Origin of the sequence: Ensifer adhaerens (genome assembly GCF_002007205.1) — a bacterium.
GTDB classification, from domain to species: Bacteria; Pseudomonadota; Alphaproteobacteria; order Rhizobiales; family Rhizobiaceae; genus Ensifer; species Ensifer adhaerens_D.
The window spans coordinates 597100-623719 of record NZ_LAZS01000006.1 but is presented as its reverse complement, the minus strand read 5'-3'; the positions used below and the strand labels follow the sequence as shown (position 1 = coordinate 623719).

26 protein-coding genes, 1 tRNA gene and 1 riboswitch are annotated in these 26620 nt (G+C 63.3%); of the genes, 16 read left to right on the top strand and 11 right to left on the bottom strand.

What is annotated here, in order from left to right; genetic code table 11:
• Positions 1–44 precede the first annotated feature (44 nt).
• From phoR to phoB, 7 genes are all read left to right on the top strand, one after another.
• Positions 45–1358 carry a phosphate regulon sensor histidine kinase PhoR gene (gene phoR, locus XB14_RS15650; RefSeq protein WP_419178593.1) on the top strand — a complete coding sequence of 438 codons (1314 nt, stop codon included), beginning with the start codon at positions 45–47 and terminating at the stop codon, positions 1356–1358.
• Positions 1359–1553: 195 nt separating this feature from the next.
• A complete protein-coding gene (locus XB14_RS15645) occupies positions 1554–2588 on the top strand; it encodes a substrate-binding domain-containing protein (RefSeq protein WP_077962490.1) in 1035 nt (344 codons plus the stop codon).
• Between the two features lie 94 nt (positions 2589–2682).
• Positions 2683–4167, top strand: a complete 1485-nt coding sequence (gene pstC / locus XB14_RS15640; protein WP_077962489.1) for a phosphate ABC transporter permease subunit PstC — start codon at positions 2683–2685, stop codon at positions 4165–4167.
• Positions 4164–5486 (top strand): phosphate ABC transporter permease PstA, encoded by a 1323-nt coding sequence (gene pstA, locus XB14_RS15635; protein ID WP_077962488.1) that lies wholly within the window; start codon positions 4164–4166, stop codon positions 5484–5486. The genes pstC and pstA overlap by 4 nt, the downstream gene beginning before the upstream one ends.
• Positions 5487–5499: 13 nt before the next feature.
• Positions 5500–6315: a phosphate ABC transporter ATP-binding protein PstB gene (gene pstB, locus XB14_RS15630; protein ID WP_077962487.1), complete on the top strand. Its 816-nt coding sequence runs from the start codon at positions 5500–5502 to the stop codon at positions 6313–6315.
• Between the two features lie 50 nt (positions 6316–6365).
• Positions 6366–7079, top strand: coding sequence for a phosphate signaling complex protein PhoU (gene phoU, locus XB14_RS15625; RefSeq protein ID WP_093231848.1), 714 nt, complete (start codon positions 6366–6368; stop codon positions 7077–7079).
• Positions 7080–7281: 202 nt separating this feature from the next.
• Positions 7282–7965 carry a phosphate regulon transcriptional regulator PhoB gene (gene phoB, locus XB14_RS15620; protein ID WP_034797168.1) on the top strand — a complete coding sequence of 228 codons (684 nt, stop codon included), beginning with the start codon at positions 7282–7284 and terminating at the stop codon, positions 7963–7965.
• Between the two features lie 69 nt (positions 7966–8034).
• Here the strand turns inward: phoB and XB14_RS15615 are convergent, their stop codons facing one another.
• Positions 8035–8556 carry a GcrA family cell cycle regulator gene (locus XB14_RS15615; protein ID WP_034797167.1) on the bottom strand — a complete coding sequence of 174 codons (522 nt, stop codon included), beginning with the start codon at positions 8554–8556 and terminating at the stop codon, positions 8035–8037.
• 421 nt (positions 8557–8977) lie between these two features.
• On the opposite strand from XB14_RS15615, the gene XB14_RS15610 reads away from it, so the two are divergent.
• The 3 genes from XB14_RS15610 to XB14_RS15600 all read left to right on the top strand — a co-directional run bounded on the left by XB14_RS15610 (position 8978) and on the right by XB14_RS15600 (position 12426).
• A complete protein-coding gene (locus tag XB14_RS15610) occupies positions 8978–10177 on the top strand; it encodes an aspartate aminotransferase family protein (RefSeq protein WP_077962486.1) in 1200 nt (399 codons plus the stop codon).
• Positions 10178–10277: 100 nt separating this feature from the next.
• Positions 10278–11195: an ornithine carbamoyltransferase gene (argF, locus tag XB14_RS15605; RefSeq protein WP_077962485.1), complete on the top strand. Its 918-nt coding sequence runs from the start codon at positions 10278–10280 to the stop codon at positions 11193–11195.
• Between the two features lie 241 nt (positions 11196–11436).
• Positions 11437–12426 (top strand): Hsp33 family molecular chaperone, encoded by a 990-nt coding sequence (locus XB14_RS15600; RefSeq protein WP_077962484.1) that lies wholly within the window; start codon positions 11437–11439, stop codon positions 12424–12426.
• Between the two features lie 42 nt (positions 12427–12468).
• Here the strand turns inward: XB14_RS15600 and apaG are convergent, their stop codons facing one another.
• Positions 12469–12861, bottom strand: coding sequence for a Co2+/Mg2+ efflux protein ApaG (gene apaG / locus XB14_RS15595; protein ID WP_034797159.1), 393 nt, complete (start codon positions 12859–12861; stop codon positions 12469–12471).
• Positions 12862–13088: 227 nt separating this feature from the next.
• A complete protein-coding gene (locus XB14_RS15590) occupies positions 13089–14273 on the bottom strand; it encodes an O-succinylhomoserine sulfhydrylase (protein ID WP_077962483.1) in 1185 nt (394 codons plus the stop codon).
• Positions 14274–14317: 44 nt separating this feature from the next.
• Positions 14318–14396, bottom strand: a riboswitch (SAM riboswitch).
• 74 nt (positions 14397–14470) lie between these two features.
• Here XB14_RS15590 and XB14_RS15585 point away from each other — a divergent pair.
• The 3 genes from XB14_RS15585 (at position 14471) to XB14_RS15575 (ending at position 16700) form a co-directional block, all read left to right on the top strand.
• A complete protein-coding gene (locus XB14_RS15585) occupies positions 14471–15568 on the top strand; it encodes a 2'-deoxycytidine 5'-triphosphate deaminase (RefSeq protein ID WP_077962482.1) in 1098 nt (365 codons plus the stop codon).
• Between the two features lie 80 nt (positions 15569–15648).
• Positions 15649–15723 (top strand) — tRNA-Gly (locus XB14_RS15580).
• 143 nt (positions 15724–15866) lie between these two features.
• Positions 15867–16700 (top strand): transporter substrate-binding domain-containing protein, encoded by an 834-nt coding sequence (locus tag XB14_RS15575; protein ID WP_143348397.1) that lies wholly within the window; start codon positions 15867–15869, stop codon positions 16698–16700.
• Positions 16701–16742: 42 nt separating this feature from the next.
• Here XB14_RS15575 and XB14_RS15570 read toward each other — a convergent pair whose 3' ends face one another.
• From XB14_RS15570 to XB14_RS15560, 3 genes are read right to left on the bottom strand one after another with little or no spacing between them, the layout of a single operon-like run.
• Entirely contained in the window at positions 16743–17153 is a 411-nt protein-coding gene (locus XB14_RS15570) for a tellurite resistance TerB family protein (RefSeq protein ID WP_077962480.1), read from the bottom strand.
• 56 nt (positions 17154–17209) lie between these two features.
• A complete protein-coding gene (locus tag XB14_RS15565; protein WP_077962479.1) occupies positions 17210–18058 on the bottom strand; it encodes a thermonuclease family protein in 849 nt (282 codons plus the stop codon).
• A 13-nt stretch (positions 18059–18071) separates the two neighbouring features.
• Complete coding sequence (locus XB14_RS15560) at positions 18072–18725, bottom strand: S24 family peptidase (protein ID WP_077962478.1); 654 nt, start codon at positions 18723–18725, stop codon at positions 18072–18074.
• A 188-nt stretch (positions 18726–18913) separates the two neighbouring features.
• Between XB14_RS15560 and XB14_RS15555 the strand changes: the two genes are divergently transcribed.
• Positions 18914–19996, top strand: coding sequence for a calcium:proton antiporter (locus tag XB14_RS15555; RefSeq protein WP_419178592.1), 1083 nt, complete (start codon positions 18914–18916; stop codon positions 19994–19996).
• A gap of 27 nt (positions 19997–20023) precedes the next feature.
• Here the strand turns inward: XB14_RS15555 and XB14_RS15550 are convergent, their stop codons facing one another.
• On the bottom strand, positions 20024–20533 hold the full coding sequence (locus XB14_RS15550; protein ID WP_077962476.1) for a winged helix-turn-helix transcriptional regulator: 510 nt from the start codon (positions 20531–20533) through the stop codon (positions 20024–20026).
• A gap of 133 nt (positions 20534–20666) precedes the next feature.
• Between XB14_RS15550 and XB14_RS15545 the strand changes: the two genes are divergently transcribed.
• Positions 20667–21131 (top strand): SRPBCC family protein, encoded by a 465-nt coding sequence (locus XB14_RS15545; protein ID WP_077962475.1) that lies wholly within the window; start codon positions 20667–20669, stop codon positions 21129–21131.
• A gap of 67 nt (positions 21132–21198) precedes the next feature.
• Here XB14_RS15545 and XB14_RS15540 read toward each other — a convergent pair whose 3' ends face one another.
• Entirely contained in the window at positions 21199–21780 is a 582-nt protein-coding gene (locus XB14_RS15540) for a LysE family translocator (protein WP_077962474.1), read from the bottom strand.
• Between the two features lie 217 nt (positions 21781–21997).
• Here XB14_RS15540 and XB14_RS15535 point away from each other — a divergent pair, with 217 nt between their 5' ends.
• Positions 21998–22882: a DMT family transporter gene (locus XB14_RS15535; protein ID WP_077962942.1), complete on the top strand. Its 885-nt coding sequence runs from the start codon at positions 21998–22000 to the stop codon at positions 22880–22882.
• Between the two features lie 26 nt (positions 22883–22908).
• Here XB14_RS15535 and XB14_RS15530 read toward each other — a convergent pair whose 3' ends face one another.
• From XB14_RS15530 to XB14_RS15520, 3 genes are all read right to left on the bottom strand, one after another.
• Positions 22909–23742 (bottom strand): methyltransferase domain-containing protein, encoded by an 834-nt coding sequence (locus XB14_RS15530; RefSeq protein ID WP_077962473.1) that lies wholly within the window; start codon positions 23740–23742, stop codon positions 22909–22911.
• Between the two features lie 73 nt (positions 23743–23815).
• The gene (locus tag XB14_RS15525; RefSeq protein ID WP_077962472.1) at positions 23816–24244 is read right to left on the bottom strand and encodes a GNAT family N-acetyltransferase; all 429 of its coding nucleotides are present in this window, start codon (positions 24242–24244) and stop codon (positions 23816–23818) included.
• A 154-nt stretch (positions 24245–24398) separates the two neighbouring features.
• Positions 24399–26615 (bottom strand): FAD-dependent oxidoreductase, encoded by a 2217-nt coding sequence (locus tag XB14_RS15520; RefSeq protein WP_077962471.1) that lies wholly within the window; start codon positions 26613–26615, stop codon positions 24399–24401.
• Positions 26616–26620 lie beyond the last annotated feature (5 nt).

The window sequence follows — 26620 nt, the reverse complement described above, 5'->3', positions numbered from 1 at the left end:
CCATAATTGCGTTGCGGATTCAAGCCGGTCGTGAAAATCATGTCATGAAGGATCGCTATTCCTCGGCCATTTTGGTCCGGGAGGAAAAGAAAGTGATTCACGAGGATGTCGAGGTGGACGGTTCGAAAGCGTTCTGGCGGGACCTGGTGCCGCGGCTGAAGGCGGAGCGCTGGCTTCTGGGGCTCACCGTGCTTTTGGCCATCCTCGCGACCGTCGCCGGCATCCATTTCCTCATTGTCCTGCCCTTCTGGATCGTCCTCGTTGCGGCTCTGCTCAACCGGAGCGCGCCGGCCTCGGTTATTCTAAGCCCGGCCAAGGCGGTGGTCGCTGCCGGCCCGGCGAGCGATCCGCTCGTGCCCGCGCTGAATGCGCTCGACATGCCGGTCCTGGTGATCGCCGCCGACGAGACGGTGGTGTTCCAGAACATCGCTGCCGAGAAGGCCTTTGGCACCATCCCGCCAAACACCTATCTTGCAGCAAGGGTGCGTTCGCCCGGTATCCTCGACATGGTCCGCGAGACGATGGCGACAGGCAAGGCGAACCAGATCGAGCATAACGAGCAGTTGCCGTCCGATGCCGTCTATGTGGTGCGTGTCGCTCCGGCGGAAATTCCGGGCGACGGGCCGGTCAAGCGGATATTCCTGCTGACCTATCGCGACATCTCCCAGGCGCGCCGCATAGACCGCATGCGTTCGGATTTCGTCGCCAATGCCAGCCACGAGCTGCGCACGCCGCTGGCGTCTTTGCGCGGCTTCATCGAGACCCTTCAGGGCCCGGCGCGCAACGATCTGAAAGCGCAGGAAAAATTCTTCGGCATCATGCATGAGCAGGCGACGCGCATGAGCCGGCTTGTCGACGATCTGCTGTCCTTGTCGCGGCTGGAGTTGCGCTCGCATATCGCGCCCGATGACGCCGTGGATCTGGCGCCGCTGCTCGGGCATGTCCGCGACAGCCTGCTGCCGCTCGCAACGGATCTGGACGTCACCGTCTCGCTCGTCGTTCCGGACAAACCCGTGGTCGTTCGCGGCGATCGCGACGAACTCATCGAGGTCTTCGAGAACCTGATCGAGAATGCGTGCAAGTACGGTCAGGAAGGAAAAAGGGTGGAGGTGACCCTGCGCGGCGGCGAGGAGGGCGAGGCCGAAGTCGTCGTGAAGGATTTTGGCCCGGGCATTCCGGCCGAGCATGTGCCGCGCATCACCGAGCGGTTTTACCGGGTCAATGTCGAGGCCAGCCGCTCGAAGAAGGGCACCGGGCTGGGCCTTGCCATCGCCAAGCACATTCTCACGCGGCACCGTGCCCGGCTCCTCATCCATTCCGAGGTCGGCAAAGGTACGACTTTTACGGTCCGCTTCTGACATATTGGCGCGGGAAAACCCGGGACTGTTTATTTTTCATTAGCATTTTCAATGACATGAGCTGTCATAAATGTTTCGTCAAACTGACATAAAAGGTGTGGCCATCGGCAGCTAACTAGGGGCAGCCGATAAGACGGCGAAGAGCGCTGCAACGCTTGGCGCACACCAACACAAGCCCATTCCGGGAGAACTTTTATGAAAGCTCTTAAACTCACTGTCGCGGCGCTGGTAGCGTCCGTCGCATTTGCCGGCGCAGCCGCCGCTCGCGACCAGGTTCAGGTCGCTGGCTCCTCGACCGTTCTTCCCTACGCCAAGATCGTCGCCGAGACGTTCGGCGAGACCTTCCCCGACTTCAAGACCCCGGTCGTCGAATCCGGCGGTTCGTCCGCTGGCCTCAAGGAATTCTGCAAGGGCGTCGGCCCTGACACCATCGACATCGCCAACTCCTCGCGCAAGATCAAGGACAGCGAAGTCGAGGCCTGCAAGGCCGCTGGCGTGACCGAAATCCAGGAAGTCAAGATCGGCTATGACGGCATCGTCTTCGCGACCGACGCCGGCAATGCCGACCTCGCCCTGAAGCCGGAAGACCTCTACAAGGCGCTCGCTGCCGAAGTCGTCGTCGACGGCAAGATCGTCGCCAACCCCTACAAGAAGTGGTCGGACGTCAACGCCGCCCTTCCGGCCGTCGAAATCGCCGCTTACATCCCGGGCGAAAAGCACGGCACCCGCGAAGTCTTCGAAGAGAAGATCCTCGCTGCAGGCTGCAAGAACGCCGGCGCGGTTGACGTGATCAAGGCTGCCGTTGCCGATGAAAAGCAGCAGCACAGCAAGTGCGTCGCAGTCCGCAAGGACGGCATGGCTGTCGACATCGACGGCGACTACACCGAGACGCTCGCCCGCATCGCTGCCAACAAGAACGGCATCGGCGTGTTCGGCCTGTCCTTCTACGAAAACAACGCCGACAAGCTGAAGGTCGCGACCGTCAACGGCATCGTTCCGTCGACCGAAACGATCGCTTCCGGCGAGTATCCGGTTTCCCGCCCGCTGTTCTTCTACGTCAAGAAGGCGCATCTCGGCGTTATCCCGGGTCTCAAGGAATATGTTGAATTCTTCCTCGACGACCAGATGATCGGCCCGGACAGCCCGCTCGCCGAGTACGGCCTGGTTGCCGCTCCGGACGCTGAGCGCGAAGAAATCCGCAAGGCCTTCTCGGCCGGCAACATGCTCTGATAACGACAAGCCCCGGCGCGAAGTCTTCGCGCCGGGGCATGCCTTCATTCGATTGGCCGGCACCCATGACGGGCGATGCCGGGGAGACGTGCCGATGAGTACTTCGCTCCTTCTTTTGTTCATTGTTGTTATTGGTTTCATTGCTTATTTTGCCGGCCGCGCCCGTTCGCTGGCTCTGTCCGGCGGCAAGCTCTCCAACCTTCATTCCCTGCCGGGCTATCACGGCAGCTACGTCGCCATCTGGGCGATGCTGCCCGCTGCTCTCGTTCTCGGCGCCTGGCTCATTACCGCTCCCGTCTACATCGACGGAAGCACGCGCGCGACCCTGCCGGATACCGTCCAGAGCCAGGGCCCTGCCGCCGTGCAGCTCGCGCTCGGTCAGGTCAAATCCGTTGCCGGCGGCCTGCTGCGCCTGAGCGGCGAGGAGCTTGCAGCCCTTGAGAGCGGCGCCGCCAATCTGCGCGCGACGCTCGCGTCCAAGGGGGTTGCCCTCGCCGGCGAAGGCGAGCCCTACATGATCGCCGCTGCAAAGCATTTCAACGCGATGACTGCGACCAACCTCTGGCTGAAGAGCGCGGTCGTGTTGCTGATTGCGATTGTCGGCGGCATCTACGCCATCCGCAACGTCGCCGCCCGCTTCCGCGCGCGCAACCAGGTTGAGCGGGTCATTCTCGGCTCGTTGATCGTCGCGTCTTCCATCGCCATTCTGACGACGGTCGGCATCGTCGCCTCGATGCTGTCGGAAGCCGGCCGCTTCTTCACCATGGTCTCGCCCTTCGAGTTCTTCTTCGGCACCGTCTGGGATCCGCGCTTTGCCGCTGCCGGCAGCGGTGGCGCTTCCGGTCAGTTCGGCCTGATCCCGCTTCTCGCCGGCACGCTCTACATCGCCTTCGTCGCCATGCTCTTTGCCGTGCCGATCGGCCTCTTCGCCGCCATCTACATGGCGGAGTATGCCAGCCCGCGGCTGCGCTCGACGGCCAAGCCGTTGCTCGAAGTGCTCGCCGGCATCCCGACCATCGTCTACGGTTTCTTCGCGCTGGTGACCGTCGGTCCGTTCCTGCGCGACATCTCCGCCCAGCTGAACGGTCTCGTCACCGGCGACTACCAGAACTTCATTCAGGCGCAGAGCGTTCTGACCGCCGGTATCGTCATGGGCATCATGCTGATCCCGTTCGTGTCCTCGCTGTCGGACGACATCATCACCCAGGTGCCGCGGGCGCTGCGTGACGGCTCCCTCGGTCTTGGTGCGACCCGCTCGGAGACGGTCAAGAAGGTCATTCTTCCGGCAGCCCTTCCGGGCATCGTCGGCGCTCTTCTCCTGACCGCATCGCGCGCCGTCGGCGAAACCATGATCGTGGTGCTGGCCGCAGGCGTTGCAGCCCGCATGCAGATCAATCCCTTCGAGCCGATGACGACGGTGACCGTGAAGATCGTCAACCAGCTGACCGGCGACCTCGAGTTTACCTCGCCGCAGACGCTGGTGGCCTTCGCGCTGGGCATCACGCTCTTCGTCATCACGCTCGGCCTCAACATTTACGCGCTCTACATCGTGCGCAAATACCGGGAACAGTACGAATGACCGACATCGCTTCTTCGACCGTCCGGATCTCCGCCCGTCCCGAAACCGCAAAGCGCGATATCGGCATCAAGCGTCGCTATGCTGCCGAACGCCGATTCCGCTTCTATGGCATGGCGGCAATCAGCACCGGTCTCTTCTTCCTGGCGCTCTTGCTGTGGACCGTCATTTCCAACGGCTACACCGCATTCCAGCAGACGACGATCACGCTGCCGATCGAGTTCACCGAAAAGGTCGTCGACCCCAAGGGCGAACGCGCGACCGATGGCAAGGTGCTGTTGACCGCCAACTATCCGCTCTTGGTGCGCGACGCGCTCGTCAAGCAGCTCGGCCTCGATGCGAGCAAGCGGCCGCAGGTCAAGCAGGCGACCGACATGATCTCTGCGAGCTCCCGCACGCTTCTGCGCGACCTGGTCGTGGCCGACCCGTCGATCATCGGCAAGACGGTCCCCGTCACGCTGCTCGCCGAAGCCAACATCGATTCCGCCTTCAAGGGCCAGATCGACCTCAAGGTCGATGAGAGCAAGCGCAAGGTCAAGGACCAGCAGGTCACCTGGATGAACCAGCTTGCTGAGGCAGGCGTGCTGAAGAAGAGCTTCAACACCGGCATCTTCACCTTCGGCGCCTCCAGCCGTCCGGAAGCTGCAGGCGTCGGCGTCGCGGCCCTCGGCTCGTTCTACATGATGCTGATCGTGCTGGTGCTGTCGCTTCCGATCGGCGTTGCCGCCTCGATCTATCTCGAGGAGTTCGCGCCGAAGAACCGGCTGACCGACCTGATCGAGGTCAACATCAACAACCTCGCGGCCGTTCCGTCGATCGTCTACGGTCTCCTGGGTCTCGCCGTCTTCATCAACTTTGCCGGCATGCCGCGTTCAGCGGCCGTCGTCGGTGGTTTCGTGCTGACGCTGATGACGCTTCCGACGATCATCATCGCCACCCGCGCGGCGTTGAAGGCGGTCCCGCCGTCGATCCGCGCGGCAGCCCTCGGTCTCGGCGCGTCGAAGATGCAGACCATCTTCCACCACGTGCTGCCGCTGGCAATGCCGGGCATCCTGACCGGCACCATCATCGGCCTTGCCCACGCGCTTGGCGAAACCGCGCCGCTGCTCCTGATCGGCATGGTCGCCTTCGTCGTCGACTATCCCGGTTCGCCGATGGAACCGTCGACGGCGCTGCCGGTGCAAATCTACATGTGGGCCAACGAGGCCGAACGCGCCTTCGTCGAGCGCACATCCGGTGCGATCATCATTCTTCTCATCTTCCTCGTCGTCATGAACCTTGGCGCCATTCTGTTGCGACGTCGCTTTGAGCGCCGTTGGTAGTGAGGTAATTACTATGAACATCATGTCAGAAGCAGCCGTCGAGAAAGCCTTGGATCAGAAAATGAACACCGTGCCCTACAAGATGATCGGCAAGGATGTGTCGGTCTATTACGGAGAGAAGCGCGCGCTTTTCGACGTCAACCTCAACATCCGCGAGAACACGGTCACGGCGCTGATCGGTCCTTCGGGTTGCGGCAAGTCGACCTTCCTGCGCACGCTGAACCGCATGAACGACACGATCGAGAACTGCCGTGTTACCGGCAAGATCACGCTCGACACGGACGACATCTACGATCCGACCATCGACGTCGTCGAACTGCGCGCCCGTGTCGGCATGGTCTTCCAGAAGCCGAACCCGTTCCCGAAGTCGATCTACGACAACGTTTCCTACGGTCCGCGCATCCACGGCCTTGCCCGCACCAAGGCGGACTTCGATGAGATCGTCGAAACCAGCCTGCAGAAGGCCGGTCTGTGGAACGAGGTGAAGGACCGCCTGCAGGAGCCGGGTACCGGTCTTTCCGGCGGTCAGCAGCAGCGCCTCTGCATCGCCCGTGCGGTCGCCGTCAGCCCGGAAGTCATCCTGATGGACGAGCCCTGCTCGGCGCTCGATCCGATCGCGACCGCCAAGGTCGAGGAACTCATCCACGAACTGCGCACGAACTTCACGATCGTCATCGTGACCCACTCGATGCAGCAGGCCGCCCGTGTTTCGCAGCGCACCGCCATGTTCCACCTCGGCAATCTCGTCGAGGAGAACGACACCGACAAGATGTTCACCAATCCGGATGACCAGCGCACCCAGGATTACATCATGGGCCGCTTCGGCTGAGGCCGGATAGAGCTCCGACTGCAACTGGAAAGCGCCTGTAAGGATCGACGATCATGTCCATGCATATCATGTCTGCCTATGACGAAGAACTGAAGTACCTGACGCGCCGCATCTCGGAGATGGGCGGCCTCGCCGAGCAGATGGTCGCCGAGTCCGTTCGCGCGCTCGTCAATTCCGACCTGGCACTGGCGCAGAAGGTGATTTCGGACGACACCGTCCTCGACGACGCCGAGCGTCAGATCGGCGAGAAGGCAATCGTCACGATCGCCAAGCGCCAGCCGGTCGCTGCCGACCTGCGCGAGATCATGGGCTCGATCCGCATCGCCTCGGATCTCGAGCGCGTCGGCGACCTCGGCAAGAACACGGCCAAGCGCGTGATCGCGGTCGCCGGCTCCGGCATCCCGCGCAAGCTCGCTCGTGGTCTCGAACACCTCGCCGAGCTCGCTTTGGTGCAGCTCAAGGAAGTGCTCGACGTTTACGCCTCGCGTTCGCCGGAAAAGGCCAACAGCATCCGCGAGCGCGACGAGGAGATCGATGCGATCTACACCTCGCTGTTCCGCGAGCTCTTGACCTACATGATGGAAGATCCGCGCAACATCACGCCCTGCACGCATCTTCTGTTCTGCGCCAAGAACATCGAGCGCATCGGCGACCATGCGACCAACATCGCCGAGACGATCTACTACATGGCGACGGGCGCCCAGCCGGAAGGCGAGCGTCCGAAGGATGACAACACGTCGACGTTGGGCTCGGTCAACGACTGAGCGCCAAGCGCGCCGTAAGCATGCATGCCCTTTGAAATCTAGTCCGGTCGCGGCTTCGGTCGCGGCCCCGAATTCCTGTATCTGAAGCACGCGGTTTTCGCACCGCCTTTGAAAATGGCGGCTGTGCTCCAGATTTAGAGTGTCTGAGCGCCCTTGCGGTCTGAGAGGCTGCGCGGCGCTTGCGGTAAGGAGACGTTACCTGATGTTGCCAAAAATCGCCGTAGTCGAAGACGAAGAGGCGCTGAGCGTTCTGCTGCGTTACAACCTCGAAGCCGAAGGCTTCGATGTCGATACGATCCTCAGGGGTGACGAGGCGGAGATCCGTCTGCAAGAGCGCCTGCCTGACCTCTTGATCCTCGACTGGATGCTGCCCGGTGTTTCCGGCATCGAGCTTTGCCGCCGGCTGCGCCAGCGCCCGGAGACCGAGCGCCTGCCGATCATCATGCTGACGGCGCGTGGCGAGGAAAGCGAGCGCGTCCGGGGTCTGGCGACCGGTGCAGACGACTATGTGGTCAAGCCCTTCTCGACGCCGGAGCTGATGGCGCGCGTCAAGGCGATGCTGCGCCGGGCAAAGCCCGAGGTGCTCTCGACGCTGCTTCGCTGCGGCGACATCGAACTCGACCGCGAGACCCACCGCGTTCACCGCCGCAGCCGCGAAGTGCGCCTCGGACCGACCGAGTTCCGTCTGCTGGAGTTCTTGATGTCCTCGCCAGGCCGCGTCTTCTCGCGCTCGCAGCTTCTGGATGGCGTCTGGGGCCATGACATCTATGTCGACGAACGCACCGTCGACGTGCATGTCGGCCGCCTGCGCAAGGCGCTGAACTTCTCGAACATGCCCGACGTCATCCGCACCGTTCGCGGCGCTGGCTATTCGCTCGAAAGCTGAGCGGTTTGGAAATCGCCAACAAAAAAGGGGCCGATCGGCCCCTTTTTTTTGTTGATGCGGTCCAGCTTCTTAGCGGGCCCTGCGGCGCTCCCCCGACGGCTGGTAGGCCAGCCGCGCATGGAAGGTGCAGTAAGGCGAGGCTTCCGGGGAATCGTTGCCGCAGAAGTGAAACTCTTCCTTCAGCGGGTCGCCGATCGGCCACTTGCAGGTGCGCTCGGTGAGCTGGGTCAGCTCGAGGCGGCGCGACATCGGCACGACAACGTCGGTCCGGGTGCTGAAATCCTGCTCGGCAACGAGATCGACTTCAATTTCTTCCTTGAGAACAACAGCGCCGGCCGCGCGTGCAACCGGGCGGGTCGAAACGCGCGACGCGTAGTTCGGCGCGCGCGGTGCCGAAGTCGGGCGCTTCGGACGGGCCGCCGTCGTGGTGCTGCCGCCGGCCTTGGCGCGACCTGGCAGGCTCAGGCGGTGAACCTTGCCGATGACAGCGTTACGGCTGACGCCGCCGAGCTGTGCCGCGATCTGGCTCGCGCTCAGGCCCTCGGACCAAAGCTTCTTCAGTTTCTCCACCCGCTCGTCAGTCCAGTTCATTTCTGCACTCTCCGTTCTCAGCGTTGGGGATGGCAGAATCCCTCACCGCACCCCGGCTGAACCCCGGGGTTGCAAACGCGATAACTCTTTTGGTGACTAGGTCCGCCGCATGCGTCTAGTAATTGAATGTTAACGTACTGACCGCTGGACTCTGTGGCAAGAGTCCCGGGAATCAGGCCGAATCGATTTCGTAGTTTTCCCCAACTTGCTCGGCCAGCGTTGCATTTTTGCAAGCCCTCCCGGACGATTTTTCTGCCCCTGGGAATCGACCCTTCATGTTGCGCTGCAAGGCTTGGTTTTGTTGACATTGCAGCGCGAAATGGGAATAGTGCCTGCGCCGCCGAAAGGCGGCATTTTTGATTTTTATCGACCCGCGTGAGGCGCGGGATCGATGTCGATCTGGAGTGAAGGAGAGCCTCGCATGACTGCAACCACGCCGCTTTACGATACCTACATGCGCGCGCCGTTGCGTTTCGAGCGAGGAGAGGGCGTCTGGCTGATTGCTGAAGACGGCACGCGTTATCTCGACTTCGGTGCCGGCGTTGCCGTGAACTCGCTCGGCCACGCGCACCCACACCTCGTCGAGGCGCTGAAGGCGCAGGCCGACAAGGTCTGGCACCTGTCCAACCTTTATGAAATTGCGGGCCAGGAAAGCCTCGGCCGCCGGCTGACGGCGGTGACCTTTGCCGACAAGGTGTTCTTCACCAATTCGGGTGCGGAAGCGCTGGAATGCGCCATCAAGACGGCACGGCGTTACCACTTCTCCAAGGGCCACCCGGAGAAGTTCCACGTCATCACCTTCGAGGGCGCGTTCCATGGCCGCACGATCGCGACCATCGCAGCCGGCGGTCAGCAGAAGTACATCGAGGGCTTCGGGCCGAAGGCTCCGGGTTTCTACCAGGTTCCGTTCGGCGACATCGCCGCGGTCAAGAACGCGATCACAGAGGAAACCGCAGCGATCCTGATCGAACCGATCCAGGGCGAGGGTGGTATCCGCCCGGCGACCAAGGAGTTCATGCAGGAACTGCGCGCGCTCTGCGACGAGTTCGGCCTGCTCCTGATCCTCGACGAGGTCCAGACCGGCGTCGGCCGCACCGGCAAGCTGTTTGCCTATGAATGGGCGGATATCCGTCCCGACATCATGGCGGTTGCCAAGGGTATCGGCGGCGGCTTCCCGTTTGGCGCCTGCCTTGCGACGGAGGAGGCCGCGTCCGGCATGGTGGCCGGCACGCACGGCTCCACATACGGTGGCAACCCGCTGGCGATGGCCGTCGGCAACGCCGTGCTTGACGTCGTTCTCGCCGACGGGTTCCTCACGCATGTGCGCGACGTTGCCCTGGTCTTCCGCCAGGGCCTCGCATCGCTCAAGGACCGCTTCCCCGATGTCATCGAGGAGATCCGCGGCGACGGTTTGATGCTGGGCATCAAGGTGAAGGGTCCTTCGGCCGACCTGCTGAAGGAAATCCGCGCGGAAAGACTGCTGGCCGTGCCGGCCGGGGAGAACGTGCTGCGCCTGCTGCCGCCATTGACGATAACGGCGGAGGAAGCCCGCGAGGGCCTCGCACGCATCGAGCGCGCGGCGGAGGCGGTGCGCAAGGCAAGTGGCAACGCTGCGGCCTGAGCGATCGGGCCAGGACTGACCCAGGATGTTAGAATGACCTACGTGCGTTCACGCCACTGCGTGGCGCACCAGGGTTCGATTTTTTGAGGAACCGAGTACGATGGCAGGCACCAGACATTTTCTCGATCTTTCGGCCATGACGGCCGCCGACCTCCGGACGATCATCGACGATGCGCGCGTCCGAAAGGCGGCGACCAAGGCCGGAACCGCCGAGAAGCCGCTCGCCGGCAAGATGCTGGCAATGATCTTCGAAAAGCCCTCGACCCGCACGCGCGTTTCCTTCGATGTCGGCATGCGCCAGCTCGGTGGCGAAACGCTGTTTCTGTCCGGCACGGAAATGCAGCTCGGCCGCGCCGAGACGATCGGCGACACGGCAAAAGTGCTGTCGCGTTATGTCGACGCGATCATGATCCGCACCACCGACCACCGCCGCCTACTGGAACTGGCCGAGCATGCGACGGTCCCCGTGATCAACGGCCTCACCGACGACACCCATCCCTGCCAGATCATGGCCGATATCCTCACCTTCGAGGAGCATCGCGGACCGGTGAAGGGCAAGACGATCGCCTGGACCGGCGACGGCAACAATGTCCTGCACTCGCTGATCGAAGGCTCGGCGCGCTTCGGCTACCGCATGAACATGGCGGTGCCGCTCGGTTCCGAGCCGCAGGACAAGTTCCTCAACTGGGCGCGCAACAATGGCGGCGAGATCCTCTTGTGCCACGACGCCGAGCAGGCGGTCGCAGATGCCAACTGCGTGGTCACCGACACCTGGATCTCGATGAACCAGGAACATCGCGCCCGTGGCCACAACGTCTTCCAGCCCTACCAGGTCAACGAAGCGCTGATGAAGCACGCGGCCTCCGATGCGCTGTTCATGCACTGCCTGCCGGCGCACCGCGGCGAAGAGGTGACCGACGACGTGATCGACGGTCCACAATCGGTGGTCTTCGACGAGGCGGAAAACCGGCTGCATGCGCAGAAATCGGTCATCGCCTGGTGCATGGGCCTCGTCTGAGCCGCCGTCGGGCACCTCTTGACATTGCCGATCGGCGACACGATCTAGGCGGCAAGCGGGGCGCGCTCCTGAGGACCAGTGCAGCGCCAACCGTCATCGGTGATGTGCGGCGCAATGGGCGAATGGCACAGGCCTGATGGACAATCCGTTCATCGCGGGATCAATTAAGGCAGCGGGCAGGTTTGCGCGGGGATAGAGATGTTCCTTGTGCAGCTTGGTTGGCTGAGGCAAGGAGCAAGACATGACCGACATGACGCCAGGGCTTGGTGAGTTCGACTTTGCCGGTGACGATCACGTTGTGCCTTTCCAGGTGGAAGGCCTCGACGTGCGCGGCCGCGCCGTGCAGCTCGGCCCGATGCTGGACGCTATTCTCGAGCGCCATAATTATCCGCTGCCGGTCGCGCGCCTGGTTGCCGAAACAGTCGTGCTCACGGTTCTGCTCGGAACGTCGCTGAAATTCGAAGGCAAGCTGATCGTCCAGACCCAGGGCGATGGCCCGGTCGATCTGGTGGTTGCCGATTTCTCGACGCCGGATCGCGTGCGCGCCTATGCCCGCTACGATCAGGAAGCGCTGGCGGCCGCCGAAAAGGACGGCCGGACCCTTTCGCATGAGTTGCTGGGCAAGGGCGTGCTCGCCTTCACCATCGACCAGGGCGCCCATACCCAGCGCTATCAGGGCATCGTCGCGCTCGACGGCGCGACGCTCGAGGAAATCGCCGGCGTCTATTTCCGCCAGTCGGAGCAGATCCCGACAAAGGTGCGCCTTGGCGTGGCCGAGCTCCTGGATCGCGACGAAAACGGCAAGCCGCGCCACCGCTGGCGTGCCGGCGGCATGGTTGCCCAGTTCCTGCCGGAAGCGCCGGAGCGCATGCGCCAGCCCGACCTTTCGGGCGGTGACGGCGATGATGGAGAAAACGCGTTCGAGGATGACGATCTCTGGGCCGAGGCCAAGGTGATGGTCGAAACGATCGACATGGACGAGTTGACCGATCCGATGGTCGGAACCGAGCGGCTGCTCTATCGCCTGTTCCACGAGCGCGGCGTCCGCGTCTACGAACCGCAGGCAGTCTATGACCGTTGCAGCTGCTCGCGCGAGAAGCTTCAGTCGGTGTTGTCCAATCTGAGCACGGACGACCTCGAAAGCACCATCGACGATGGCGAAGTCAAGGTGACCTGCGAGTTCTGCTCGACGACCTATCGCTTCGAGGCGAACGAGGTTCGTCCGCAGTAAGGACGAAACTGCGACCTTCGCGGCGTGGCGCGTGCCGAACAACTAGTTGAGCGTGCGCACGAGACCGGGTGAATCGAGCGAGAAGGCGGGGATGGCCACGTTGAAGGTCTCTCCGCCTTCCGATTCCATGCTGTAATGACCGAACATGACGCCGGATGGCGTATCCAGCGGGCACCCGGAGGAATACTCGTAGGTATCGCCGGGATTGAGCAGCGGCTGCTCGCCGATGACGCCCGGACCGCTGACTTCGTCGACCTGCCCGTTCTCGTCGGTAATGTGCCAGTAGCGCGTCATCAACCGCACGGACGCGTCCGAGTGGTTTGAGATGACGATGCGATAGCCCCAGACATAGCGGCCGTCATCCGGATCCGATTGCTCTTCGAGATAGTACGGCTCCACCGTAACTTCTATGTCGCGGGTCAAAGCGCGATACATGGGCATCACCTTGCTTCAGGTCTTTCAGGGTATTCTACAGCAAGATGGTTTCGTCAAGAATAACGGCAAGATTGTGCGGTCCCATGATGGGACGGACGGACGTGCTGGCGCGATCGGAAGGGTGAAATGTGCCGGGCGCCTTGGCGCTGGGCCGCCGGAAGCCATTTCGTGACTGCCGGCAAAGGGCGTCGGCCGCCGTTGGTCACGGCGGCCGTGTCTTCGTAAAATCAGGCCTTCACGGCCCTCAGCGCGCGCGCGAAATCTTCGACGACGTCGTCGCTGTCCTCGATACCGGCGGAGAAGCGCACGGTGCCGGCGGAGATGCCGAGTTCTTCGCGCGCCTCGTCCGTAAGGTTCTTGTGCGTGGTCGTGGCCGGATGGGTGATCAGGCTCTTGCTGTCGCCGAGATTGTTGGAGATGCGCACGATCTCGAGCGCGTTCTGCAGCGCGAAGGCGGCATCCTTGCCGCCCTTCAGTTCGAAGGCGACGAGCGTCGAGCCGCCGGTCATCTGCTTGGCGATGATGTCGGCCTGCGGATGATCCTTGCGGCCGGGGTAGATGACCTTGGCCACCTGCGGCTGTTCCGCCAGGAAATCGGCGACACGGCGGGCGGTTTCCGTCTGCTGGCGCACGCGCAGCGGCAGGGTCTCGATACCCTTCAGCAGCGTCCAGGCGTTGAACGGCGACATCGCCGGGCCGGTATGGCGGAAATAGTCGTGCAGGTGCTCGTTGATCCATTCCTTGTCGGAAAGCACGACGCCGCCAAGGCAGCGGCCCTGGCCGTCGATATGCTTGGTGGCGGAATAGACGACGATATGGGCGCCGAGTTCCAATGGCTTCTGGAAGAGCGGCGTTGCAAAGACGTTGTCGACGACGACCTTGGCGCCGATCTGGTTCGCGAGCTTGGCCACACCGGCAATGTCGATGACTTCGAGCGTCGGGTTGGTCGGGCTTTCCAGGAAGAAGACCTTGGTGTTCTTCTGGATCGCCTTTTCCCAATTGCTAAGGTCGCGGCCGTCGACGAGCGTGCATTCGATGCCGTATTTCGGCGCCAGCGTCTCGACCACCCAGCGGCAGGAACCGAAGAGGGCGCGGGCGGCGACGATGTGATCGCCGGCCTTGAGTTGGCAGAGGATTGCCGCGGAAACGGCGGCCATGCCCGAGGCCGTGGCGCGCGCGTCTTCCGCACCTTCCAGCATGCACATGCGCTTCTCGAACATGTCGTTGGTCGGGCTACCGTAGCGGGCATAGATGAAGCCGTCGGTTTCGCCCTTGAAACGGGCTTCCGCAGCTTCCGACGTCTCGTAGACGAAGCCTTGGGTGAGGAAGATCGCTTCCGAGGTCTCGCCGTGCTGGGAGCGGGTGGTTCCGCCATGGACCAGTTGCGTTGCGGGGCGCCAGTTTTTGCTCATGTGACGGTCACTTTCAAAAACAAAAAAACCGGCCGCGTGAAGGGCCGGTTTGACACCCGGCCTTTTTAGCTACTTGTTTAACGTGGCTGCAAGCCGACCGGCCAAATCACCACGGGATAAAGCTTCAATACTGCCAGGGTACGCTTGCGTCAATTCCCGGAGTTTGGTTTTGTCTCGCAACTGAAAAGAGGACTGCAATGGGCCGCGACACTGGGATTTTGGCCGATCGCGCGATCGCCGCGCTGTTCGAATCGGGACGCCTGAAAAGCGAGAAGCCGCTGGATGACGATCAGATCCAGCCGGCAAGCCTGGACCTGCGCCTCGGCGCCAAGGCTTTCCGCGTCCGCGCGAGCTTCATGCCGGGCCCGTCTCATCTCGTTGCCGACAAGCTCGACCGGCTGAAGCTGCACGTCGTGGATCTGACCGAGGGCGCGGTGCTGGAGACGGGTTGCGTCTACATCGTGCCTCTGATGGAAAGGCTGGAACTGCCTGAGGGCATGTCGGCCTCGGCCAACCCGAAGAGCTCGACGGGCCGCCTCGACATCTTCACTCGCGTCATCACCGACCGGGCCCAGGAATTCGACAAGATTCCGGCCGGCTACAGCGGTCCGCTTTATCTCGAAATCAGCCCGCGCACCTTCCCGATCGTCGTGCGCCGCGGCTCGCGCCTGTCGCAGATCCGCTTCCGCATGGGCCAGTCGATCCTGTCGGAACAGGAACTGCAGGCGCTGCACGAGAGCGACGTGCTGGTGGCGAGCGACAAGCCCAATGTCAGCGGTGGCGGCATCGCATTGTCGATCGACCTCAAGGGCACCGGGCCTGAAGGCCTGATCGGCTATCGCGGCAAGCATCACACCGCCGTCATCGACGTCGACAAGAAGGCGCAGCATGCGATCTTCGATTTCTGGGAGCCGCTCTATAGCCGCGGCCGCGACGAGTTGATCCTCGATCCGGACGAGTTCTACATTCTGGTGTCGCGCGAAGCGGTGCATGTTCCGCCGCTCTTTGCCGCCGAGATGACGCCGTTCGATCCGCTGGTGGGTGAGTTCCGCGTGCATTATGCCGGCTTCTTCGATCCGGGCTTCGGCCACGCTTCCGCTGGCGGCACTGGCAGCCGTGCGGTGCTGGAAGTACGCAGCCACGAGGTGCCGTTCATCCTCGAACACGGCCAGATCGTCGGCCGCCTGATCTACGAACACATGCTGGAACGGCCGGACGGTCTCTATGGTCTCGGCGTCGGCTCCAACTACCAGGCGCAGGGCCTGAAGCTGTCGAAGCATTTCCGCGCCGAGTAGGGGATTTCGCAGCGACCTTACGCGATCGCGCGCAAGGGTCCTTGACAGATCGCCCCGGTTCGGGAAATTTCGCAGGCACCGCGGGTGTAGTTCAGCGGTAGAACGCCAGCTTCCCAAGCTGGATGTCGTCGGTTCGATCCCGATCACCCGCTCCATTCTTCTCGTCCCTTTCCTTGTGTTACCGCGTTCTCGTGGTGGACTATGGTCAGCTGCGCTGCGGCCGGTTACTTTACGGCTCGATGAATCACCGCGGTTCCAAGGCCGCCCCTGCCACATGAGACGTGCCGGCCGCTGCCCCATGAAAGTTCTTTCCCTTTTCGCCCTTTGCGCATCCTTGATCGTGACGCCGCTTGCGGCCGAGGCTAAGGATCTGCCGCTCCTGTTCGACGCGCGCGAACGCATCGCCAAGCCCGATCTCACGGGTCTGGCGCGCCTGCGTTTCTTGACGACGGTGGACTTTCCGCCGTTCAACTTCATCGACCAGTCCGGCAAGCTTTCGGGATTTCATGTCGATCTCGTGCGCGAGATCTGCCGTGAGCTCGACATCGAAGCCAAGTGCCAGATCCAGGCGGTGACCTATGCGGAACTGCTGCCCGCGCTGGAGGAGGGGCAGGGCGAGGCGGTGGCCGCTGGCATCGCCGTCGGTCCGGAACTGCGCCAGCGTTTCGGCTTTTCGCGCGCCTTCATGCGGCTTCCGGCGCGTTTCGCCGTCAACACCAAGGCGGCCGGCGCCGTCGCCGCGCCGAAGGATCTCAAGGGAAAAGCGGTCGGTGTCGTCGCCGGAACCACGCATGAGGCGATGTTCAAGGCGTTTTTCCCGAAGATCGAAGCCAAGGTCTTTCCCGATCGCGACGCCATGCTGACGGCGCTCAGGAAGGGTGAAGTGCCGGCGGTCTTCTCCGACGGCATGCAGCTTTCCTTCTGGATCTCGGGCACGACCGCGGGCGGCTGCTGTGCGCTCGTCGACGGCGCCTATTTCTCGCAGCGCTTCCTCGGCGAAGGCCTGACGATCATGAACCGCAAGTCCGAGCCGGCTCTGACCCAGGCGATCGATCACGCACTGCTGGCATTGTCGCGCAGCGGCCGGTTGGAGGAAATCTACCTGCGCTACTTCCCGAACGGGATCTACTGAGCGCCGGGATATCGCGGCGCGATCGACGGCAAGTTTACCGGTTTAACGCCGGAAACGGGCAAGCGCCCCGCGCTCGATGGCCGCGCAAGTCAGCTTGTCGAGGCCGAGACGGTCGCGCAGCAATTGCAGCAGCCGGATTTCTTCGTTGCGGATGCGCTGGTCCGCAGCGGCGATCTCGACGGCAAGTGCATAGGCCGTCTCGTGGAACTTTTCCGGCAGCGCTTCGCGCACGATCTCGAGTACGATGTCGAGCCCCTCGGGCGCCGCCAGCTGCGCCGAGCATTCGTGGCCGATATGGATGAGGCTGTCCTCTTCGAAGTCGTCGAAGACGGGCAGGAACTGCACCAGCCGGCCGATGCGCGCGAACTCGTCGTCGCTCATCTCCCGATCGACCGCCGACATCATCACCATGACATAGACGAGGGCTTCGTGGTGGCTGAGGCTAGGGAGCATGGGGCTTTCCGGCGGTGTCATCGAAACGGCTGAGAGCTGGGTATTGTCGCGGCTGTTTACAAGTCCGGCTGCGGGGTGTCCATCTCGATGCCGAGGGTCGGGTCGTCGAATGTCATCGGCTTGTGGCTGAGGTCGCGCGGGTCGCCGCCGAAGAAGCCGAGCTTCGCCTGACGCGCCGCGTCGGCGCGTTTCTCGAGGGGCGAGCCAGCAACCGGCGTCGCCCAGCCATTGTCGACGAGCCAGGTGGCGAGATCCTGGCCGCCGAGCGTGCAGGATGCCGTGGCCGAAGGGCCGACGCTTCCCTCGGGCAGATCGCAGCTGACCGCGCGTGCGCGCAGGAAGTTTCTGAAGGCGGTCCGCGCGACGATGCCGCAGGGCCAGCTCTTGCCGCCGCTTTCGCAGGTTCTCTCCGCCTGTTCCGGCTCGATGCCGTCGATCTGCAGCGTCAGCTTGTCGAACTGGATGACGCCGGCAGCGACCGCCACCGGGCGATAGAGGACGGACGGCCCCGCAGCCTTCGCTTCCTTCTTCGGCTCCGACAGCGGCGCGCGCGGTTCTAACCGTTTGAGCGGTGCGCTGGTGACCGTGTCGGGCAGGCCGAACTGTTGCGGCTCGATGGCGCGCGCGGCCTTTTCCGTCGTGGTGGTGGCCTGCGGTTGCTCATCGGTCGCCGCCGCGTCGGGTTGAGCCGCGCCGTCCGGGGGCGGGCCGAGGTCGAGCGGAACATCGTCGTCGGCCTGGTCCGGCGCCGTTTCGATTTCCGCCATGTCGGGCGTTTCGAGAACCAGTTCCGGTGTGGCGGCGGTCTCGCGGTCGCGGATGGCGACGGCTCCGGCATAGAGGATGCCGGTGAATAGCGCGATTGCGGCGATGCCGCCGGCAAGGGTGTACAAATGCTGCCGCATCAGGAAGAACGTCCTATTGGCTGGCCCAGATGATCCGGGCGATCCACTCGATCTGGCTGGTCTCGAAACTCCGGTTCGGATGTTCGGGATTGAGGGACAGAAGCTCGATCATGCGCGGCGTCTGGCGCGTCAGCACCTTGGCCATGACTTCGCCTTCGCGCGTCTTCACCACGACCCGGTCGCCGCGCCGGATCGGCGCGCCGGGGTCGACGATCAGGATATCGCCGTCGCGATAGAGCGGCAGCATGCTGTCGCCCTGGACGCCGAGCGCATAGGTGCCGCTGCGCTTCTCCGCATCAGTCGGAAAATCGATGACATCCCAGCCCTGGCCGGCGGGAAAGCCGCCATCGTCGAAGAAGCCGCCCGCGCCTGCCTGGGCAAAACCGATCAGCGGGATCGTCGCGGCTGGCGCCGGCTCGGAGGATGCCTGCCTTTCATCCGGGTGCAGCAGGCTTGTGAACTGGTCCATGGTGGCTCCGGTCGCCTCCAGCACCTTGGCGATCGATTCCGTCGAGGGCCAGCGCTCCCGCCCGTCGGCCGAGCGGCGCTTGGATTTGTTGAAGGAGGTCGGGTCGAGGCCGGCACGCCGCGCCAGACCGGACGGCGAGAGCTGATGGCGCTCGGCTAGGGTATCGATAGCGTGCCAGATCGTGCCGTGAGACAACATGACGAAGGATCCAGGCCGGGCAGGCGGCCGCTTGCTGCTTTTGTTCGCGGTTACACTACCGAAACGCCGCGAGGCGGTAAAGAATCGGGAGGAAAATAGTCCTCTTCCCGTCATTTGCTTTGAAGGACGCGGCCCCTATAGTTCGGATGACGGGCGGGACCGGCTTTCGGTGGAGGGCGTTTTTGTTGATGCGCATGAAAGCGGAACGCCTGCTGATCGTCGCCGTGCTTGCCGCGGTCGCCGGGATTGCGCTCGAAGACCGGCTTCTCGAGATGGGGCGCTTCGCGACGCTTCTCGGTGCCGGTTGTCTCGTGGTCGCGATCGTGCTTGCATCGCTGCGCGTGGCGCATCACGCCGAGGTGCTGGCGTCCAAGGTCGGCGATCCCTACGGCACGATGATCCTGACGCTCTCGGCCGTGTTGGTCGAAGTCGTCGTACTGGCGATCATGATGACGAGCGAGGCCTCGCCGACGCTGGTGCGCGACACGATCTATGCGGCCGTCATGCTCGACATCAACGGCATCCTCGGCCTGGCGGCCCTGCTCGGCGGCCTGAAGCACGGCGAGCAGCCTTACAACGACGATTCCGCGCGCACCTACAGCGTGATGATCCTGACGGCGATGGGGATTTCGATGATCGTGCCGGAGTTCGTGCCGGCGGCGAAATGGCACTACTATTCGGCCTTCACCATCGGCGCGATGATTACGCTTTACGCCCTGTTCCTGCGCATGCAGGTGGGCGTGCACAGCTATTTCTTCAGCTACAGCTATCCGAAAGCCAAGGGCGAGGGCAGCGTTCTGCAGGATGCCGACGACCAGCCGGTGCTGCCTTCGATCCTCACCCTGATCTTCGGCATCGTCGTGATCGGCGTGCTGGCAGAAACAATGTCGGCGCTGCTGACCTCGGGCCTCAAGGGCAGTGGCGCGCCGCCGGCCGTTGCCGCCATCGTGGTGGCGGCGATCTCGGCCTCGCCGGAGATCATGACCGCGATGCGGGCGGCCCTTGCCAACCGCATGCAGGCGGTCGTCAACATCGCCCTCGGCGCCTCGCTCTCGACCGTCATCCTGACGGTGCCGGTGATGGAGGCGATCGCGCTCTATACAGGCCAGCCCTTCCTGATGGCGATGTCGCCGGTGCAGACGGTCATGGTGGCGATCACTTTGATCGTTGCCGCGATCAACCTCAACGACGGCCAGACCAACGCCATCGAGGGCATGACGCATTTCGTGCTGTTCGCCACCTTCGTCATGCTGTCGGTGATCGGGCTCTGAGCGGATGACGAGCCCGTTCCTCTGGCGTCAGGCCGTCGCCTTTTCGCGAGCTTTCCTGGCGACCACCTCCTCATAGGCGGCCTGGAGCGTGGCGCGCACCCGGGGCGGACCGTCGAGCGGGGCGCCGAGGTGGTCGTGCCGCAGCTCGTCCATGAAGCGGTCCCAGAGCGCAGGGCCGCCGTTCTCCATGAGCTCGGCGCGAATGCTCAACTCCTCGCTGACCGGCAGGTAGCGCCGTCCCCAGGCGCCGAGCTGGGCCATGATCGGCACCAGCGCAATCGTCATCTCCGTCAGGCTGTAGATTGCCTTCTGCTTGTGTGTGGGGTCGTCGCGCTTCGTCAACATCCGCTGCTCGACCAGCATCTTCAGCCGGTCCGCCAGGATATTCGACGAGATTCCCTCCTGGGATCGCAGCAACTCGCGGAAGTGCCGCTTACCGCCGAAGATCATGTCGCGGATGATCAGCAGGCTCCATTTGTCGCCGAACACTTCGAGCGAGAGATTGATCGGGCAACCCGAGCGCATGTCGTCCTTCATTGGCACCTCTTTAAAACCGCTTGCATTATCGCATCACTGGCGCTAACGTTCAACTGATTTCAAAATTATAGCAGTTCATAATGGAAACCAGTTAGCGTAAACAGGCGGTTTTCCGACCCAGAGGAGGCAAGACATGACTGACAGATCCGTGGAACATTCAAGCTTCACCATCGAGCGCAGCTTCAAGGCGACGCCACAGCAGGTGTTCAAGGCTTTCTCCGAGCCGGCCGCCAAGGAGCGCTGGTTCGTCAATGTCGAAGCCGGTGCCACAATCACCCATGACTTCCGCGTCGGCGGGCGCGAGAGCGGCCGCTTCAGTCAGGACGACGGGACGACCTACTACGACGACACCGTCTATCTCGATATCATCGAGGACCGCCGGATCATCTTTGCCTACACGATGACGCAGAACGACAGGAGGATTTCCGCCTCCGTCGCCACGGTCGATATCCGGCCTGAGGGCACGGGCACGCACCTCGTCTTTACCGAGCAGGTGGCCTTCCTCGACGGGCTGGACAAGCTCGAATACAGGCGCGGAGGCTGGGAAGAGTTGATGGGGGCGCTGGCGAAGGAACTCGGCGAGGCGGTCGCTGCCTGAGGCACAACGATTAGCCGCGTATAGCGATCGATATCCCGGCGCACCCTTGCTGGTTCTCCGGGATTTTTTAGTGCATGGCAGCGATCGCGCTGCCGGCAATTCCCATCGAAAACAGCGTGAGGCAGACGGCGGCGATCCGGCGCGGCAGATGCGAGGCCGACAGGCCTTTCGACATCTGCACCAGCATGGCGCCGGCGCCAATCCAGGTCGATCCGACGGCGACGACCAACAGCGAGAAGCCGACGATCCAGGGCCAGACGACTGCAAGTCCAGTCTGCGGCAAGAGCACCAGGGCGACGATCAGCGCCTTCGGATTGAGCAGCGTCGTGATGAAGACCTGACGGATGGAAATGACGGCGCCCTCGCTGCGCTCGGCATCCGTGGTCCAGAGCGCATAGGCGAGATAGAGAACCCAGCCGGCGGCGACGAGCCTGAGCGCCAGGCCGAGCTGCGGGTGCGCGGCGAGAAATGGCGCGAGAAGCGCGACCGACGGGATGATCACGGCGAGATAACCGCCGAGCTCGCCGATGAGCAGGGGCAACGAGCGGCGGAAGCCGGCCGATGCGCCGGAGAGCCAGAGCAGCGTGTTCGTCGGTCCTGGTGTCGCGAGCAGGACGAGGGCGGCAAGGGCGAAGGCAAGCGGCTGCATGTCGTTGGACCTGGTTACGTGGTCGTTATCGCTGCCTTCTAGCAGCGGCGCAAGCGCCGGTTCTTGATCTCCATCAAGCCTGGCTCCCGATCGTGGTGCAAGCCACCCCAAGAAATCGCCACAGCGCCACCCCGGCATGCCCCTTCCGCGGCTGCCGCGGCCGCGCTATCAGACGGGCTCCGCCGCTCCTCTTCCCGCCGGCGTGATCGAGGCTTCCATGAACAAGACTGTCCTGTCAGGCATCGTCATGACGACGTTTTCCTATTTCCTGTTTTCGCTGCAGGATGCGTCGGTCAAATGGCTGGTCGTCGGCTATTCGGTCTGGCAGATCCTGTTTACCCGCAGCATCACCATTCTCGTGCTTTGCCTCGTGATCGGCCGCGGCAAGCTGGTGCGCAATGCTGTCTCCTCGCCGGTGATCAAGCCGCTGTTCGTGCGCAACCTCCTGCTGCTTGCCGCCTGGCTTTCCTATTTCAACGCCGCGCGTGACCTCGGCCTCGCCGAGATGACGACCCTTTACTACGCCGCGCCAATCATCGTGACGTTGCTCGCCGTGCCGATCCTGAAGGAAGACGTACCGCCGATCCGCTGGTTCGCCGTTTTCATCGGCTTCGTCGGCGTGTTGATTGCCTGCGATCCGCTCGGCACCGGCATGAAACTGTCGCTGCCGGTGTTCTTGGCTTTGCTTGCCGCCGTCTTCTGGGCGATCGGCACGGTGATGCTGCGCAAGACCGCACTGCAGGAGGCGACCCTGGTGCAGATGACGATCTCCAACGTCTTCTTCATCGCCATGACCGGGCTTGCGGTCGGTTTCTTCTGGACGCCGCCGGCGCTCTTCGACGTCGCGCTGATGGCCGGCACCGGCGTCATCGCCGGCATTGCCCAGTACGCGCTGTTCGAGGGCATGCGTCGCGCGCCGATCTCGGTGATCGCGCCGTTCGAATATACCTCGCTCGTCTGGGCCTTTGGGCTCGGCTTCTTGATCTGGGGCGACGTTCCGGCCACCAACGTCTTTGCCGGCGCCGGGCTGATCTTTGCGGCCGGCCTGCTGATCATCGTCGGCGAACGCCTGGCGCACCGGCGCGCCGGAGCCGCGGCCTAAAGATACGGGACGGATGGAAACCGTCGTCACGTTTTGATGACGAGCGCCTCCGGCACGCGGCCGGTCAGCCGGAAGAACATGTGTGACGTCACGAGCACGTTTGGGTCGGAAAGATGCCGGTCGAGTGCTTCCAGATCGGCATCGAGCTCGGCCTGGCCGATGAAGCCTTCGGCGACAAGCCCGCCGCGGACATTGTTGATGAAATCCCGAAGGATCGGCCGGCGGTCGTGACCCGGCGGATAGACATGCTCGACAGCGTCGACGGATATCGCCTCGATACCGGCGTTCCGGAACAGACGATGCAGCCGGCGACCGATATTGAGGTCGATGCCTCTCGCGGCGGAATAGGCGACGTAGGCGGACAGCAGCCGATCCCATGCGGCAAGCGGCGGATCGCAGATATGTCCGAGGAAATCGGCCTCGAAGCTCGCAATCCAGCCACCCGGCCGTACCAATGACACCATTTCGAGCACGATCAGCTCTGGCCGCGGCACGTTGACCAGCACCAGCCGCATATGGGCGCCGTCGAAGGAGCGGCGCGGCAGGCCTGTGGCATAGGCATCGCCCTCGCGCACTTCCACCTGGGGGAGCGCATGGCCGGCGACGAAGCGGCGGGCGAGTTCGACGAAATTCGGATCGCGTTCGACGCCGAGCACCGAGCCGGTCGGCCCGACGCGCTTGCCAAGCAGATGCAGCACGCCGCCGGGGCCGCAGCCGAGATCGACGACGCGTTCGCCCGGCCGGATGCCGACCCGTTCGAGCTGCTGGTCGGAATCAGGGGCGAGATTGGCAATCTGTCGTTTCAGGCGTTCTTCTTCGGGCCCGGCGCGCCCAAGAAGATAGAGATCAGGCTCGCTCATGGCGTGTCCCCCTCTGACCTTGCGAAGGATGCGCCTGCGCGCGAAGAGCGTCAATCAGAAGATGCTGATAAGCTTAACGCGCGTCAGACGTCATGAAGCGCCGCTCGGCGGTTTCTTCATAGATCACAAGACCTTCACGGCGATAGAAGGCAACCGCCGGGTTGGTCGTCAGCACGCTGAGCCGCAAGGGCAGGCCGATCGATGCCGCCTCGGCAAGCACCTGCCTCAGAGCGAAAGCGCCATGGCCACGCTTCTGATGTTTGGGCGCGACGTAGAGCTTGTTCACCCAGAGATGGTCCCCACGCCGCGTCACCGAAACGCAGCCGGCATCCTCCCCGTCCGCGACCATAAGGCGGTGTTCGGAGAGGATCAGCGCGTCCACCGGCCGCGGCCGCCAGTCGCCCCAGAGCGCGATGGCATAGTCGCGCATGCAGGCTTCTTCGAGCCAGTGCAGATAGGGTTCATCACCGGCGATGGCGGGGCGGAGAGTGATTTTCGTCATGGCTTCGTCACGGGGCGCGGTTCAATCCGCGCAGGCCTAGCACCGCAACTGTAACAGAGTGATGGCGGGCGTCGTTTTGGCCAAGGTCCCGGACCGGCGTGCCCAAACGAAAACAGGCCCCAAGGGGCCTGCTTCCAATGCGGTGGGCGTGGACTTACGCCGCCTGCTTCTTCTCGCCATAGGGGTCGAAGCGGCCGTAGAAGGTCTCGCCGCGTTCGGCCATCTCCTTCAGGAGTGCCGTCGGCTTGAAGTGGTCGCCATAGTCCTTGGCAAGTTTCTCGCACATCGTGACGAAGGCCTTTACGCCCATGCCGTCGATGTAGGAGAGCGTGCCGCCGGTATAGGGCGCGAAGCCGAAGCCGAGGATCGAGCCGACGTCGGCTTCGCGCGGATCGGTGACGATGCCCTCTTCCATGGTGCGGGCCGCTTCGAGCGCGATCGTCGCCAGGAACCGCTGCTTCAGCACCTCGACGTCGATCGTGTCGGCGTTCTTCTGCGGATAAAGCGTCTTCAACTCCGGCCACAGATACTTCTTGGCGGGCTTTGCCGGGTACTCGTAGAAGCCCTTGCCGTTCTTGCGGCCGCGGCGGTCGAGCTCGTCGACGAGCTTGTTGATCAGCGCCAGATGCTTCGGATCGACAGCCTTCTCGCCGAGATCGGCGACGGTGGCCTTCAGGATCTTCTGGCTGAGATCGATCGCGACTTCGTCGTTGAGCGACAGCGGACCGACCGGCATGCCGGCCATCTTGGCGGCATTCTCGATCATCGCCGGCGGCACGCCTTCGATCAGCATGTCATAGGCTTCGTGGATGTAGCGGAAGACGCAGCGGTTCACGTAGAAGCCGCGGGTGTCGTTGACGACGATCGGCGTCTTCTTGATCGCAGCGACATAGTCGAGTGCCGTGGCGAGCGCCCTGTCGCCGCTCTCCTTGCCGAGGATCACTTCGGTCAGCATCATCTTCTCGACCGGCGAGAAGAAGTGGATGCCGATGAACTGGCCGGGGCGCTTGGAGTTCTTGGCAAGGCCGGTGATCGGCAGCGTCGAGGTGTTGGAGGCAAAGATCGTGTCTTCGCCGATCACGGCTTCCACCTTCTCGATCACGTCCTTCTTGACCTGGCGATCCTCGAACACCGCCTCGACGACGAGGCCGGCGCTCTTCAGATCATTGTAGTCGGCCGAAGGGGTGATGCGGGAAAGCAGCGCTTCGCCTTCTTCCTTGGTCAGGCGGCCCTTGCCGACCGAATCCTTCACCAGGCCTTCGGAATGTGCCTTGCCCTTTTCGGCCGCTTCCATGTCGCGGTCGATCAGCGTCACCGCAATGCCAGCAGCAGCCGTCACATAGGCGATCGAGGCGCCCATGAAGCCGGCGCCGACGACGCCGACATGCTTGAATTCCGACTTCGGCACGCCGGCCGGACGGCGGGCGCCCTTGCCGAGTTCCTGCATCGAGACGAACAGCGAGCGGATCATCGAGAAGGCTTCGGTCGTCTGAAGGATCTCGGTGAAGTAGCGCTGCTCGATTTTGAGTGCGGTGTCGAAGGGCACCTGCAGGCCTTCATAGACGCATTTCAGGATCGCGATGGCGCCCGGATAGTTGCCGTAGGTCTCGCGGCGCAGGATGCCGGAAGCGGCCGGCCAGAGCTGGGCCGAGGCCGGCGTCCAGATGCCGCCGCCGGGAGCCTTGTAGCCCTTCTCGTCCCAGGGCTGGACCGGCTTCAGGCCGTTCTTGATCATCGCCTTGGCCGCGTCGACCAGCTTGTCGGCATCGACGACCTCATGCACCAGGCCAAGCGCCTTGGCGCGGACTGCCGTCAGCGACGAGCCTGTCGTCATCATCTGCAGCGCGTCCTGCGCATTGGTCAGGCGCGGCACGCGCTGGGTGCCGCCGGCGCCCGGGAAGATGCCGACCTTGACTTCCGGAAGTGCGATCTTCACCGACTTGGAATTCGAGGCGACGCGGCCGTGGCAGGCGAGCGACAGCTCGAAGGCGCCGCCCATGCAGGTGCCGTTGATCGCCGAGACCCAGGGCTTGCCCGAAGTCTCGAGCTTGCGGAAGAGCCCGGTCATGCGGCCGACGAGGTCGAAAAGCTTCTGGGCGGCGTTATCCGGATCCTTCTTCTTTTCTTCCTGCTGGAAGGTGAACATCGACTTGATCATCGAGAGATCAGCGCCGCCGGAGAAGCTCGACTTGCCGGAGGTAAAGACGACGCCCTTGACCGCTGTGTCGGCGGTGGTCTGGTCGACGATGGCGTTCAGCTCTTCCATCACCTCCTGGGTGAAGACGTTCATCGACTTCTCGGGCATGTCCCAGGTGATAAGCGCGATGCCGTCGGCGTCGGTCTCGATCTTGAAATTGGTGTAATTCGTCATGGTTC